Below are 14,549 nucleotides of genomic sequence, written 5' to 3'. Positions count from 1 at the left end.
TTCCCAAGCCGCCGTACGGACTTCTACGCGGCGAACTCCACCGGCAGCCGGTCCAGTCGTGCCTCCCACGTGGACGCTGTCGACGTCAGCTCCTCGGGTGCCACCGCCAGGCGCAGGCCCGGCAGTCGGTGCAGCAGGACGTCGACGGCCGTCTCGATGATGGCCTGGCCGATGTTCTGCCCGGGGCACTCGTGCGGGCCGCCACTGAACGCGAGATGCGACTGGTTGCCGTGCACGGAGACGCCGACGTCGGGCCGGATCTCCGGGTCGACGTTGCCCGCGTTCAGGCCGAGCACCAGCAGATCGCCCTCCCTGATGCGGTGACCGCCCAGTTCGAGGTCGGCGGTGGCGAACCGGCCGGGCAGAACGGTCAGCGGCGGGGTGTTCCACATCACCTCCTCGACGACGGCGGAGATGTTCAGCTGCCCGCTGACCAGGCCGGCGAGCCGGGTGGTGTCGGTGAGGACCAGCTGCAGCACCCTGGCGAGGAGGTTGCTGGTGGTGGTGTGCGCGGCGATCAGCACCAGCCGCAGGTGACTGAGGACCTCGTCCTCGTCGAGATCGGCGTGGTGTTCCATGAGCCCGGTGGTGAAGTCGGAGCCCGGCTCCAGGCGCTTGCGCTCAGCGAGTTCGCCGAGGATCCGCACGATGCGGTCGTTGTGGACGAGGGCTTCCGCACCGCCCTTGATCACCTGGGCGCAGGATTCGGCGAGGGTGCGTCCCTCGCCCTGTGGGAGGCCGAACACCCTGGTCAGTACGAGCATGGGGAGGTACTCGGCGAAATCGGCCACGAGGTCGGCGCTGCCCGCGTCCGCGAAGGCGTCGATCTGCTTGTTCGCGAAGTGTGTGACATGGCGGCGGATGCCGCGGCCGGTCACGGCTTGGAGGTTGTCGGTGACGGCGCCGCGCAGCCTGCGGTGCGGTTCGCCGTCCTGGGAGACGCAGTCGGGGCGCCAGCCCACCATCTGCATCAGCGGCGAGGCGTTGTCGACGCGGCCCTCGGTCCAGTCCCGCCAGATCCGCGAATCGCGGGTGAACTGGCGGGGGTTGTCGAGCACCCGCCGGTTCTCCCGGTAGCCGAGCACCAGCCATGCGGGTACGTCGCCCTCGAGCAGGATCGGCGCGACGGGCCCGTGTTCCTTGCGCAGCCGGGCGTAGATGCCGTGTGGGTCGATGGCCGCCTCGGGCCCGTAGAGGCGGGTGAGGTCGCCGCCGCCGTGGGCGACGGGGCAGCCGTTCGGGGCATCGGGCTGGTCGGTCATCGGGACTCCAGAGCGACGGCGGAGCGTTCCTTGAGGTGACGTATCAGGGCGATGAGTACGTCACGGCTGGAGGCCCGGTCGCGGGCGTCGCAGGCCACGACCGGGGTGTGCGGGGAGATGTCCAGGGCGTCCCGGATCTCGTCGATCGGGTGCTCCTTGGAGTCGGGGAACACGTTGAGGGCGATGACGAAGGGGACGTTCTGCCGCTCCATCTCCTCGATGGCCCGGAAGCTGGAGTCCAGCCGCCGGGTGTCGACCAGGACGACCGCGCCGAGCGCGCCCTTGAACAGGCCGTTCCACAGGAACCAGAACCGCTCCTGGCCGGGCGTCCCGAACAGGTACAGCACCAGCTGCTCGTTGATGCCGATCTTGCCGAAGTCGAGGCTGACGGTGGTCTCCTGCTTGTCCGCCACCCCGATGAGGTTGTCGACGTCGGCACTGGCCTGGGTCAGGGTCTCCTCGGTGGTGAGCGGCTTGATGTCGCTGACCGAGCGGACCATGGTCGTCTTCCCGGTGCCGAATCCTCCGGCGATCATCACCTTCACCGAGCGGGCGCCGGCCGGCAGGGTGCCGTCGGCCGTCGGCCGGCCGGGATGGTCAAAGCCTTTCAAGTCCACTGAGTACCTCCTCAAGGAGCGCGAGGTCGGGCCCGCGACCGGCGCCGGACGCCGGGATGGGATCACGGGCTTCGATACGGCCTGCGTCCAGCAGATCGGCCAGGAGCACCGCGAGAATGTTGAACGGCAATCCGAGGTGGGCGCCGAGTTCGGCGACGGACAGCGGATCGCGGCAGCGCCGGAGGATCTCCTCGTGTTCGTGCTGCATACCGGGGACGGCGGCGGCACGGGAGATGATGAGGGTCGCCACGTCGAGACTCGACGCCGAACCGCCGCCCGGTCCGCTGCGGCCGCCCGTGAGGACGTAGTAGCGCTCCAGACCGGACGGGTTCAGAGGTCGGCTGGGACCACTCATCCAGAGTGCTCCTCCAGGCGCGGCGTGGTTCCGAGGAGCTCACCCATCCTGCGGGCCAGATCCCTCATCTGATGGCCGAGCAGGCCCTGGTCGAGGCCTTCCCTGGCGAGGACTCCGAGGTACGTCTCCACGCCGGCCCGCACCACGAAGAGATGGCCGCCGTCGACCTCGATCATCGCGAGGCGCAACTGCCCGGCGTACTGCGGGAACTGCTCGGCCACCGGCTGGGCCAGCGCCTGCAGTCCCGCGACCACGGCGGCGAACCGGTCCACGTCGTCGGGGTCGTCGGCGCCGTAGGAGGTGATGGCCTTGCCGTCGCTGGAGGCCACCAGGGCGAAGCGGATCTCCTTGATGCTCTCGACCAGATCGCGCAGCGCCCAGCTCACGTCGGTTCCCTGTTGCGTCATGTGGACTCGTCGCTCTCTTCAGTGCTGTGCTCGGTGGACTCATGTCCCGCGGCGGACTCATGTCCCGCCGGGGCCCCGGGTCCGTCGGTCGGCTCGCGTCCGGCCGTGGCGAAGGCGGCCAGGCCGGCGAAGGACGCGTCCGGTGGCACGGCGTGCGAGGCCGTGTCCGCAGACGTCGCGGCCGCGTCGCGTACGACCGGTTTCGGCCGTCCCGGTTCCGTCCCCGAATCCGCGCGCCTGCGGCGCCTGGGCAGACCGCCGGGCGTGGTGTCCACGGCTATCCCGGTATCCCCGTTTTCTTCGGAGGGTGCGTGCGCGGGCTCGGCCTCGGTGCTCGGCGCCGTGGGCGTGGCGGAGACCTGCGCGGCCTGGGCCGGAGCCGGAGTCGTGACGGCGGCGGGCAGCGGGCTGAAGTACTTGTGCGGTACGACCACGACGACCGAGGTGCCGAGCCAGGGCGAGTCCGCGAAGGTGACCCTGATGCCGTAGCGGCGGGCGAGCGCGCCCACGACACGCAGCCCGAGGTGGGCGTCCTCGGACACACCGCCGAGACCGGGGCCCGCCGCTTCGCCCGCGAGCGCCTGGAGCGCCTCCTGCTTCTTCTCCTCGTTGAGGCCCTTGCCGGAGTCCTGGATCTCGATGCCGACGCCGTTCGGGACCTCCTTGCCGGAGACGACGACGGGCTCGGTGGGCGGCGAGTACCGCGCGGCGTTGTCCAGGAGGTGGGCGAAGATCAGCGTGAGGTGGTCCACCAGGCCGCCGTCGACGCCGAGTTCGGGCAGATGACGGACCTGGATCCGGTCGAAGTCCTTGATCCGGCCGATGCCGCCGCGGACCACGCTGAGCAGCCGCTGCGGTTCCTGCCATTGCCGGCCGGGCCGGTCCGAGCCGCCGAGTACGCCGATGCTCGCGGCGAGACAGTCGGCGGGGCCGATCTCCTGGTCGAGTTCCATCAGTCCCTGGGCCACGGCGGGCAGCCTGCCGTGCTCGCCCTGCATCTCGTGCAGCCGGCCGCGCAGTTTGCTGGTGAGGACGTGGATACGGCTGCCGACGCTGATGACGGCAGCCTCGGCGGAGGTGGAGCGGTTGAACTCCTCCTCCACGCCGATCAGCGCGGTCCGCAGGATCTTGCGCAGCTCGGCCCGCAGATCAGGGCTGACCTCAGCGCACTGGTTGACCGTGGGCAGCACATCGTCGATGGCCTCACCGGCCCGCAGCCGCTTCAGCGCGTCGGGCAGCTGCTCGTCGGCGAGCAGCGCGACGGCGGCCTGCTGCCGGTCCAGCTGCTCCTGCCAGGCCCGGGCCTGCTCGGCGATCCGTGCCTCGTACGCCTGGGCCTGCTCGGCGAGTTGGGCGTCGAAGACCGAGCGCTCGGCGGCGTACTTCCGCTCCAGGCCTGCCACATGCTGCTGCCACTGCTGGGCGTGCTCGGCCTGTGCGTTCCGGAACTCGCCCGCGCTGCTGCGCAGTTGGCGCTGCGAGCGGACAAGTAAACGTACACAGAACGCACTTGCCGTCGTCACCAGCGCACCGGCGACGATCGAAGGTATACGGGACTGATCGGATCCCGCGACGGCGGCGACCACGGTTCCGGCGCCCAGGGACAGGGGCAGCAGCCACCAGCTGTACCAGGAGACCGGAGCCCGCGCCGCCGGTGGCGGAGTGGCAAGTTCCATCTGCATCCTTCGAAGCAACATGGTCGAACAGGGGGGTGGAGAAGCTCGGGGACGCACTCGACGCGCGGCGGTCGACCACGCGGCGGCATGCGTGAGCGGCGAGCGACAACAGAGTGCTACGGAGTCAACTCGCCGCGCCACATGGAACCTTATCGGGTTTGATCTCGTCAGGATCAACCTCCCGGCCAAGCTCGCGTCCGGATCAGGGCACACGGCAGTGGCCGATACCACGCGGATGACGGGATTGCCCGGAGTGCCGAGAAGGGAAGTGATCACGCACAACTTCCGCGAAGGGACCAGCTCGTGACCATCGCAGCGCCTTCCCCCATACCAAAGGCGGCGGGCTCGCTCCCGCTGCTCGGCCACGCGATACCGCTCATGCGCGACAACCTCTCGTTCATCGCCTCACTGCGTGCGTACGGCCCTCTCGTCGAGATCCGCCTCCAGCCCCAGCAGCCGACCCTCGTCGTCAACGACCCGGCCTTGATCCGCACGATGCTCGTCGATGTCGCTCCCACCCTGGACAAGGGCCGGTTCTTCGAGAAGATGGGCCAGTTGCTCGGCGACAGCGTGGTCACCGCCGCCGGCACCGAACACGTCCGCAAGCGCCGCCAGCTCCAGCCGGCCTTCCGCCACACCGAGATCACCCGGTATGTCGACCTCATGCGCGAGCAGGTCACCACCACCATGGCCCACTGGCGCCCCGGTCAGGTCCTGGACGTACGCGAGGTGATGGTCAAACTCTCCCTCGACATGCTCTCCGCGACCGTGTTCTCCTCCAGCATCGACGAGGCGGCCTTCCACCGACTGCGCCGTGATCTGTCGGTGGTCATGAACGGCGTCGGCACCCGCATCATGCTGCCGGACTGGGCGGAGAAACTGCCGCTGCCCGCCAACCGGCGCTTCACCGCCGCCCGCGACGCCGTGCGGGCCACCATCGGCGAGGCGGTGGACACACTGCGGGCGTCCGGCCGCGACACCGACGACATGCTGTCCCTGCTGCTACGGGCGGAGGACGAGCAGACCGGACAGCCGCTGACGGCTCACCAGATCTGCTCGGAGGTCCTGACGCTGGCGGTGGCCGGTACGGAGACCACCGCGTCCGTACTGTCCTGGGTGCTGTACGAACTCGTGCGCAATCCCGCGATCGACGAGCGTGTCCAGACCGAACTGGACGAGGTGCTCGGCGAACGGCCGGTCGCCTTCGACGATCTCACCCAACTCCCCTACCTGGGCCGCGTCATCACCGAAGCCCTCCGCCTGCACCACACCGGCTGGCTCGTCACGCGCCGCACCCTGAAGCCGACCCGTCTCGGCCAGTGGGAGATCCCGGCCGACACCGAACTCGCCTACTGTCAGCACGCACTGCACCGCGACCCCGCACTCTTCCCCGACCCCCTGCGCTTCGACCCCGACCGCTGGCTGGACGAGAATCAGGCGCAGCTCGCCGACGGAGCGTTCCTCCCCTTCGGCGCGGGCAAGCACAAGTGCATCGGCGACCGCTTCGCCCAGGCCGAGATCACCACCGCGATCGCGACCATCACCCGGGCCTGGTGCCTCAGCCTCGCCCCCGGCCAGAGCATCCACCCCGTGGCCCGCGCCACCGTACGGCCCAGCACCCTGAAGATGACGGCCCGGCCCCGCGAACGCGTCGGGCGGAAGGGGGAGCAGCCGGCGTGATGACGTGAACGTGATCCTCACACTTGAGCCATGAGGAGCTCCCGGCGCTCGGGGTCACTGACTCCGAGGCCGGGGGCGGGCGCCAGGGAGAGGACGCCGACCTTGCCGAGGTGGTCGTTGTTCTGGACCAGTCGGGCGGCCTCCGCCGTGGCGGTGAGGGGGTAGGTCGCGGTGAGGGCGGGCTTGAGGTGCCCGAGGTCCAGGAGGCGCCCGACGGCGGCCTGTTCCTGCAGGTTGGAGCCGTGGCTGCCGATGACGCGCTTGAGCCGCATCCAGAGGTAGCGGTTGTCGAACTCGTGCTGATAGCCGGTGCTGGACCCGCAGGTCACGACCGCGCCGCCACGCCGTACGACGAACACGGAGACACCGAAGGTGGCCCGGCCCACGTGCTCGAAGACGATGTGCGGGTCCTCCCCCGTCGCGGCCCGGATCAGCTTGCCGAGCCGCTTGCCGACCACCGTGGGATCGTCGGGCGCCGCATTGCTGGTGAGACCGATCTCCTCCCGGTTGATCACTACGTGACAGCCCAGACCGCGGGCGTACTCCGCTTTCTGCTCGCTGCTGACGACGCCGACGGCGATCCCGCCGCCGTTGCGGACGAGTTGAACGGCGTACGCCCCGAGCCCGCCGGCCGCTCCCCAGATCAGCACCACATCGCCCTGCGTCATCCGGGCGCCCCGGTCGCTGACGAGCATGCGGTACGCCGTGCCCGCGCACAGCGGGTTCGAGGCCGCCTCCTCCCAGGTCAAGTGGGCCGGTTTGGGGAGGAGTTGGCTGGTCCGGGCCACGCAGTAGTGGGCGAGTGCGCCGTAGTTGGTCTCGAAGCCCCAGGCCAGCATGCCCGAGCCGAGCATGCCGTCGGCGTGAGTCGCCGGGTCCTCCTCGTCGACGTACACCGGGCTCACCACGACCTGGTCGCCGACCTTCCACCTGCGTACGCCGGAGCCGGTGCGCACGACGACCCCGGACGCGTCGGATCCGATGACGTGGAACGGCTGGTCGTGCCGGGCCGCCCAGCGGTCCTGGCGGCCGAAGTGCTTCAGGAAGGTGAAGGTCGGGATGGGCTCGAACATCGCCGACCAGACGGTGTTGTAGTTGATGCCGCTGGCCATGACGGCCACCAGCACCTCGTTCGGGGCGAGTTCGGGCATCGGTACGGAGCCGAGATGGATGGACTTGCGGACGTCCTTGTCCGCGACTCCGGTGAAGCTTTCTACGTCCTCCGCCCGCAGATGGGCGGCGGTGTAGTGACCGGGGAGGGGAAGCTGCTCCAGTTCGGCATGGGCGGCTCCCGCCACCACGGCCTCGGCCAGCGCGTCCATGAGGTACCTCCTTGGTGGGGCCTTGAGTGGGGCTTGGGGGGGTCAGCTCAGGCCGAGGCCCGCTGCGAGCGTCGGCCACGAGGCCTTGAACTCCTGCCGCCAGTTCGGCCAGTTGTGCACTCCGCCGTTGTAGAAGTGCACCTGCGCCGGGATGTTCAGAGCCTCCAACTGCCTTGCGAATCGGTGCGCTTGGGACCACAGCACGCCTTCGAGCACCGCACCTTCGATGTCGCCGATGTCGTCGCTGGGCAGTCCGCTGCCCTGCGAGACGTACAGCTTGGTGCCCTTGAGGTGGCGTGCCTGGGCGTAGGGGTTGTGCCGGGTCCAGTTGTCGCGCTGGAGCAGCGGGCTGCCCCACAGTGTCTGGGGCGGCAACTGTTCGCGGGCGACGATCGCGTTGAGGACGGTGGGCATGCCGAAGGCGGTGGTGTCGAGGATCCCGCTGTACGAGGCCGCCGCCCCGAAGGTGCCGGGGTGCCGTGCGGCGAAGGCGAGGGCTCCGTAGCCGCCGGTGGAGACTCCGGCGACGGCTCGCTTCGTACCGGCCCTGAATCTCTGCGCCAACAGCCCCATCAGCTCGTCGACTTGGAACGTCTCGTAGTCCGGTGCGTCGGCGCTGCCGTTGTTCCACCAGTCGGTGGGGATGCCGGTGGGGCCCGAGGAGGGCATCACGGTGAGGACGTCCTTGTCCGCCGTGAAGGCGGCGACGTCCGTCTCGCGAGTCCAGGAGGTGTAGTCGTCGTGGGCGCCCTGGAGGAGGTAGAGGACGGGCCAGGTGCGGTTCGGCTGCGCGGCGTAACGCGTCGGCAGGATCACGCGTACGGGCAGGGTGGCGCCGACCGCCGGGGAGTCGACCATGAGATCCACGGTGCGGGCGTCCAGCCAGTTCTCCCCCACGATGGCGGCGCCGTCCGCGTCTGCGGCGGTCGCCGCCGTGGGGGCCGCGGACGACTGCGGGGCGAGTACAACTCCCGTGCCGAGCAGGGAGGTTGTGAGCGCGAGGGCGAGAGCGCAGCGACGCTGCAGGCGCGGTATCGGACGCGGCATGGGTGAAGTCCCTTCAGGATTCCTTCAGAGGTCCCGCAGATCGCGTGTCAGCAGTCCGGCGAGTACGTCGACGACCGGTGGGTCGAGCAGTGACAGGTGGTGGCCGGGCAGCGGGACGACGGTGAGGTCGGTGCAGTGGGGGTCCCAGCCCAGCGCCTGGTCGTCGCGTTCGTAGCGGGGGTCGCGGACCGTGTGCGGGGCCGGCTCGCTCGCGCGGTAGAGGAGGGTGCGGCCGGGGTGGGGCCCGGGTGTGTGGCGTTCGCCGCTGCGGAGGTCCAGATACGAGGTGCGCTGGTGCTCCAGTACGGAGTCCGGCAGTTCGACGGTTTCGCTCAGCACCTTGAGGACGAGCTCGATGCGGTCCGTGTCGTCGAGTTCGGCGAGTTCGTCGTACGGGAGGTCGAGGCGGGTGCCGTAGGTGCGTTCCACGTACGCGGCGAAGTCGTGGAAGTGGCGCAGGGCCCGCTCGGTGGCGGTGAGCCCGGTAGGCAGCGGCAGTATCGAGTCGATCAGGACGAGGGCGGCGACGGTGCCGTACGGGGAGAGGAGCCGGGCGGTCTCCTGGGCGACGACACCACCGTACGACCAACCTCCCACCGTCCAGGGTCCGTTGGGGCTGACCTCCCGTATGCGCCGGGCGAACTCGGCGGCCCGGCCCGGCACATCGTCGGGATCAGGCTGCCGGTCGAAGCCGTGAACCTGGCGGTCGCCGTCGAGGCGTGCGGCCAGCCGGGCGTAGACGTCGGCGGATCCGCCGGCGGCGTGGGCCAGGAAGAGGGGGGCGTGCGGGCCGGTGGCCGAGAAGGCGCGGAGGCGGTCAGAGGCGACGGGTCGCGCTCGTACGGGGAGGGCCGGACTCCCCAAGTCCGTGTTGCCGCCGAGGAGTTCGGCGACTCCCCGCAACGTCCCTTGTTTCAGCAGCACTCCGGGCTCGACGTCGACGTCGAACTCCCGCTGCACGACGGTGCGTATACGCACAGCCGTGAGCGAGTCCAGGCCCAGGTCGGTCAACGGCGTGTCGGGATCGATGTGTTCGGGGCTGTATCCCATCACTCCGGCCACGCACAGCCGTAGCCGTTCGACTGGGCTCGCGGCGCGGTCGGCGGACCCGGCCTGGGGCTCGGCCGGGTCCACCGCCGTGTCCTCCCCCACCCAGAACCTCCGGTGCCGCCAGCGCGGCGGCGGTACGTCCACGATGCGGCCCTCGGGGTGCAGGCGTTCGCGCGGCCGGGCCGTCCGTACGCCGTGGACGAGGAGGGTGGCGAGCGAGGTGCCGAAGGTGAGCGCGTCGTCGGTGTCACGGCGCAGGGTGGGGACGACGAGGGAGTCCCCGGCGCCGGACGCGCGCAGAGTCTCCGTCAAGGGGTGCAACTGCGTTGCGTGCGGGGCCACTTCGACGAAGACGCGGTGTCCGTCCTCGGCCGCCGCGTGCACGGCCTGGGTGAAGCGGACGGGATTGCGCAGATTGGCCGCCCAGTACGCCGTGTCGGCGGGCGCGGCCTCGCGGGGGTCGTCAAGGACGGTGGTGTAGCGGCGGCACCGGTGGGCTGGCGCGGAGTGCCGGATCTCGCCCAGCTCGCGGGTGAACTCCCCCAGTAGCGGCTCCACTTCTGGCGAGTGACCGGCTCCGGACACGCCCAGCGCACGGGCGAAGCCGCCGTCGCCGTTCACCCGGGCGACCAGTGCGGCGACGTCCTCGGCGGAGCCGGTGATCACGCACTGCACAGGGGATGCGTGTACGGCGACGTCGAGGGTGCGCGTGCGCAACTCCCTTGCCAGTACCGGGATTTCGACGGCCGGTAGATCCACGACGGCCATCGACCCGCCGGTGAGCCGGTCCAGCAGCCGGGAGCGTACGGCGATGATGCGGGCGCCGGTGGCCTCGTCGAGGGCTCCGGAGACGACCGCGGCGGCGATCTCGCCCAGGGAGTGGCCGATGACGGCGGCGGGTTCGAGGCCGTACGAGCGCCACAGTTCGGCGAGGGCGACCTGGATGCCGTACAGGACGGGCATGACGGTGGCGGGGCTCGACAGGACGGTGTCGGGGTGGAGCCCGGCACGCAGGGAGACGCCTGCGTGTTCCCGCAGCAGTGGTTCCAGACGGTCGATGGCGTCCGCGAACGCCCCTTCCGTGGCGAGGAGTTGGCTTCCCATGCCGGGCCACTGGGAGCCGTAGCCGGAGAACACCCAGACCGGGCCGGGGCCGCCCGGCGTCCCCTCCCCCGTGATCAGGTGCGGGGAGGGGGCGCCGGTGGCGAGGCGGGTGAGCGCGGTGACGGTCTCCGCGCGGTCGCGGGTGACGAGGGCCGCGCGGTGCCGGCCACGTCCGGTGCGGCCCGCGAGGGTGCGGGCGAGGTCGGCGTCGCGTACGCGTCGGCTGTCGGGGCTGTTGAGCCAGGCGGCGAGCTCGGCCGCGTACGACCGCACCCTTTCCTTGGTGGGCCCGTCGAGCAGCAGGAGCCGGGGACGCTCCGGCATGCTGCTCGCCCGACGGGCCGGTCTGTGGTCGGGTTCGGCGAGGACGACATGCGCGTTCGTGCCGCCGAAGCCGAAGGCGGAGACGCCTGCGGTCGCCGTTCCCGAGTAACGGGGCCAGGGTTCCGGGGCGGTGACCACGCGCAGGGCGAGTGCGTCGAGGTCGGCGTGCGGGCCCTGGCGGGTGAAGTGGAGCTGGCCGGGGATCTCGCCGTGGTGCAGGGCGAGGACGGTCTTGATCAGACCCGCGATGCCTGCCGCGGCCTCGAGGTGTCCGAGGTTCGTCTTGGCGGAGCCGATGAGCAGGGGCTGGTCGGCGGGGCGACCGCGGCCGAGTACGGCGCCGAGGGCGCCCGCCTCGATGGGGTCGCCGAGGGCGGTGCCGGTGCCGTGCGCCTCGACGTAGTCGACGGTGGCTGGCCCGGGGTGTGCCTGGTGCGCTTCGGTGAGAAGGGCGCGTTGGGCTTCGGCGTTGGGGGCGGTCAGCCCGTTGGAGCGACCGTCGGAGTTGACGGCTGTCGCGTGGATGACCGCCAGGACGCGGTCGCCGTCGCGTTCGGCGTCGGCGAGGCGTTTCAGTACGACCACGCCGCAGCCCTCGCCGCGTACGATCCCGTCGGCCTCCGCGTCGAACGCCTTGCACCGGCCGTCCGGGGCGAGGGCGCCCGCGCGCTGGAGGCCGAGGGTCACGGCGGGGCTCAGCAGCAGGTTCACCCCCGCGGCGAGCGCCGTGTCGCTCTCGCCGCTCACCAGGCTCCGTACCGCGTGGTGCACCGCGACCAACGACGACGAGCACGCCGTGTCGACGGACATACTGGGCCCGCGCAGGTCGAGGGCGTACGACAGACGGCCCGCGGCGATGCTCAGGGAGGCGCCGGTGGCCGTCCAGGCGTCCACGGCGCCGGGGTCGGCGGTGGTGAGATGGGCGTATTCGTTGCCGCTGATGCCGACGAAGACACCGGTACGGGTGCCGGCGAGCGCGGGCGCCGGAAGGGCCGCGTGGTCGAGGGCCTCGCGGGCGACTTCGAGGAGCATGCGGTGCTGGGGGTCCATGGCGACGGCCTCGTGCCCCGCGATGCCGAAGAACTCGGCGTCGAACCCGGCGATCTCGTCGATCCCGCCGAGAAACGCGCCGTGCAGGCTCACGTCGTCCGGCAGCCGAGCCGGGTGGCGTACGAAGGGCTCCCATCGTCCCGGCGGGAGCGTGCCGACCGCGTCGTGGCCCTCGCTGAGGAGCCGCCAGTACGCCTCGGGCGAGCGGACTCCGCCGGGGAGCCGGCAGCCGAGGCCGATGATGGCGACGGGGGTCTGGGCTCCCCGGCCGTCCGCGGCACGTGGGGTGTGGGCGCCAACACCGGGTGTGGGGCGGGTGGTCGGGGAACCCGGCGCACAGCCGCCGCCCTCCGCGCGCGCCGGGCTGTCAACAGGCGTCGCGCCTGCCGCACGACCGTCGGCAGCCACGTCCGCCATCCGGCCGCCCCCTGTGGCAAGCGGCGCACTGACCACCGGACCTGCGGCGACGCCCAGGGCCCGAGCCGCCGCGCCGGGCCCCTGACCGTCGGCCGGCACACCCGGCGCGCCGCCGTCCGCCGCCGCTGCATCCGCCGCCCAGCCGCCGGCAAGCGCGAGCGGCACGTCGCCCGGCTGCGGGCCGCCCTGCGCCGGCGGGGGCGCGGATTGCCCCTCGGCGGCGCCAGTCACCGCCCCCGCGTCCTCCGCCAGACGCATCACCATCGCGTCGATCGTCGGGGCGTCCCACAAGAACGTGTTCGGGAGGCGGCGTCCGGAAAGTTCGCTCAGGGCGGCCGTGAGGGCTATCGCGTCTCGGGAGGTGAGGCCGGTTTCTGCGAGGGGCAGGTCGTCGGGGAGGTCGGAGGGAGCGAGGCCGTACCAGGTGTGGAGCCGGTCCGTCACCAGGGCGCGGATTGCCATGCGGGACGTGGTCATCGGGTGGCGAACCCTCCTTCCAGGTACCGGTTCCGGGTCGCCGTGCGGGAGACCTTGCCGCTGCTGGTGCGGGGCACGGAGCCGGGTGGGACGAGGAGCAGGCCGGCAAGGCGCAGGCCGTGGCGGGTGGAGACGGTGGCGCGCGCGGTGCGTTCGGCCGCGCGGGCGTCCTCGGCCGTCGGTTCGGTGTCGCGGCGGTGTTCGGCGATCACGACGAGTTCCTCGCCCGTGCCGTCGGGCCGGGTGACGCCGAACGCGGCGAGCCGGTCGCGGCGGACCAGGGAGACGGCCGTCTGTACGGTCTGCTCGACGTCCTGGGGGTAATGGTTGCGCCCGTCCACGATGATCACGTCCTTGTGCCGCCCGGTGACGAGGAGCCGCCCCTCGTGCAGGGCGCCGAGATCGCCGGTGCGCAGCCAGTCGCCCGTCGTGCCGAAGCCGAAGGTCTCGGCGGAGAGTTCGGCGCGCTTCCAGTAGCCGAGCCCGACGTTCGGCCCGCGTACCTGGATCTCGCCGACCCGCCCTTCCGGGAGCGCCGCACCGTCCGCGCCGACGATCCGCACCTCCTGCCCGACGGGCGTCCCGCAGGAGACGAGCACCGCGGCCGTCGCCGCGTCCGGCGCCTCCTCGACGCGTCCCTCCGCGAGGGCGTCGGCGTCGCAGGCCAGAGCCGAGGGCGGTACGTCCGACACGTCCGCGGTCACGAACACCGTGGCCTCCGCCAGTCCGTACGCCGGGCAGTGCGCGGCGGGGTCGAGTCCTGCGGGCGCGAACCTGGTGCGGAAGCGGTCCACCGTCTCCGCACGCACCGGCTCGCTGCCGTTGATGAGCACGCGTACGCGGTCCAGGTCCAGTTCGCCGGCCAGCGCCGGATCCGTACGCGCGACGCAGTAGTCGTACGCGAAGTTCGGGGCGGCGCTGACGGTGCCCTCGTACGAGCCGAGGAGGCGCAGCCAGCGGGAGGGGTCCTGGAGGAAGGCGAGGGGGTCCATGAGGACGGACGGGAAGCCGCCGACCACGGGGGCGGCGATGCTGAGGACCAGGCCCATGTCGTGGAAGAGCGGCAGCCAGCCGACCGTCGTGGTGGTCCGCGGATCGGCGACGAAGGCGTCGATGGCCTGGCGGGCGTTGGCAACGACGTTGGCGTGGCTGATCATCACGCCGGACGGGCTGCGGGTGGAGCCGGAGGTGTACTGGAGGTAGGCGATGTCGTCGGGCTCGGGCCGCGCGTCCGGCTCGTCCGTAGCCTCGAATCCGGCGCCAGAGGCGGGCAGTTGGTCCAACGGGACGACCGGCACGTCCGGCAGTTCGCGGTCCCGTGCGAAGGCGCGTACCGCCGGTGCGGTGGCGGAGTCGGTGAGCAGGCAGGCGGGTTCGCAGTCGGCGAGGACTCCCGTGAGTCTTCCTTCGTGGCCCGGCAGTCCGGGGCCGAAAAGGGGTACCGCGATGACGCGGGCGTACAGGCAGCCGAGGAACCCGGCCGCGTAGTCGAGCCCTTGGGGCAGCACGAGGGCGGCCCGTTCGCCGGGGGACGCGATCGTGGCGAGGTGGTCGGCGACGGCTCTGGCGCGGGTGTCGAGTGCGCGCCAGCCGAGGGTGCGGTGCCGTCCCGTGGGGGCGCTGTCGGGGAAGTCGACGTGGCTGAAGGCGCGTTGCTGCGGCCGGTGCCTGGCCCAGTGCCGCAGATGGTCCGTCATGAGGGTGGCTTCGACAGTTGGCCGGGCGGGCGGCATGGCGACTCCAACTGTGAGGGGGACGGCG

Annotated in this window: 10 protein-coding genes; 1 reads left to right on the top strand and 9 read right to left on the bottom strand. The window is 71.5% G+C overall.

From position 1 onward, the window contains the following. Positions 1–23: 23 nt before the first annotated feature. Genes G6048_RS20185 through G6048_RS20165 form a run of 5 tightly spaced genes read right to left on the bottom strand, consistent with a single transcriptional unit; the run spans position 24 to position 4,317 of the window. Positions 24–1,262: a cytochrome P450 gene (locus G6048_RS20185; protein ID WP_165340964.1), complete on the bottom strand. Its 1,239-nt coding sequence runs from the start codon at positions 1,260–1,262 to the stop codon at positions 24–26. Then, positions 1,259–1,879, bottom strand: a complete 621-nt coding sequence (locus G6048_RS20180) for a GTP-binding protein (protein WP_165340963.1) — start codon at positions 1,877–1,879, stop codon at positions 1,259–1,261. The genes G6048_RS20185 and G6048_RS20180 overlap by 4 nt, the downstream gene beginning before the upstream one ends. After that, entirely contained in the window at positions 1,860–2,234 is a 375-nt protein-coding gene (locus G6048_RS20175; protein ID WP_165340962.1) for a DUF742 domain-containing protein, read from the bottom strand. Before G6048_RS20175 ends, G6048_RS20180 begins: the two co-directional genes overlap by 20 nt. After that, positions 2,231–2,641, bottom strand: coding sequence for a roadblock/LC7 domain-containing protein (locus tag G6048_RS20170; RefSeq protein WP_165340961.1), 411 nt, complete (start codon positions 2,639–2,641; stop codon positions 2,231–2,233). Before G6048_RS20170 ends, G6048_RS20175 begins: the two co-directional genes overlap by 4 nt. Further along, complete coding sequence (locus G6048_RS20165) at positions 2,638–4,317, bottom strand: ATP-binding protein (RefSeq protein WP_165340960.1); 1,680 nt, start codon at positions 4,315–4,317, stop codon at positions 2,638–2,640. The genes G6048_RS20170 and G6048_RS20165 overlap by 4 nt, the downstream gene beginning before the upstream one ends. 303 nt (positions 4,318–4,620) lie before the next feature. Here G6048_RS20165 and G6048_RS20160 point away from each other — a divergent pair, with 303 nt between their 5' ends. Further along, positions 4,621–5,997 (top strand): cytochrome P450, encoded by a 1,377-nt coding sequence (locus G6048_RS20160; RefSeq protein ID WP_165340959.1) that lies wholly within the window; start codon positions 4,621–4,623, stop codon positions 5,995–5,997. Positions 5,998–6,014: 17 nt separating this feature from the next. Here the strand turns inward: G6048_RS20160 and ccrA are convergent, their stop codons facing one another. Genes ccrA through G6048_RS20140 form a run of 4 tightly spaced genes read right to left on the bottom strand, consistent with a single transcriptional unit; the run spans position 6,015 to position 14,485 of the window. After that, positions 6,015–7,319 carry a crotonyl-CoA carboxylase/reductase gene (ccrA, locus tag G6048_RS20155; RefSeq protein ID WP_165340958.1) on the bottom strand — a complete coding sequence of 435 codons (1,305 nt, stop codon included), beginning with the start codon at positions 7,317–7,319 and terminating at the stop codon, positions 6,015–6,017. 42 nt (positions 7,320–7,361) lie between these two features. After that, positions 7,362–8,366, bottom strand: a complete 1,005-nt coding sequence (locus G6048_RS20150; protein WP_165340957.1) for an alpha/beta hydrolase — start codon at positions 8,364–8,366, stop codon at positions 7,362–7,364. A 24-nt stretch (positions 8,367–8,390) separates the two neighbouring features. Beyond that, positions 8,391–12,788 (bottom strand): type I polyketide synthase, encoded by a 4,398-nt coding sequence (locus tag G6048_RS20145; protein WP_165340956.1) that lies wholly within the window; start codon positions 12,786–12,788, stop codon positions 8,391–8,393. Continuing rightward, positions 12,785–14,485, bottom strand: a complete 1,701-nt coding sequence (locus tag G6048_RS20140; protein WP_235990074.1) for a fatty acyl-AMP ligase — start codon at positions 14,483–14,485, stop codon at positions 12,785–12,787. Before G6048_RS20140 ends, G6048_RS20145 begins: the two co-directional genes overlap by 4 nt. Between the last annotated feature and the right edge of the window lie 64 nt (positions 14,486–14,549).

The sequence above is a fragment of the Streptomyces ureilyticus genome, from assembly GCF_011045025.1.
GTDB lineage: Bacteria > Actinomycetota > Actinomycetes > Streptomycetales > Streptomycetaceae > Streptomyces > Streptomyces ureilyticus.
Note: the sequence above shows the minus strand (reverse complement) of the source record. Positions and strands in the feature narration are given on the sequence as shown.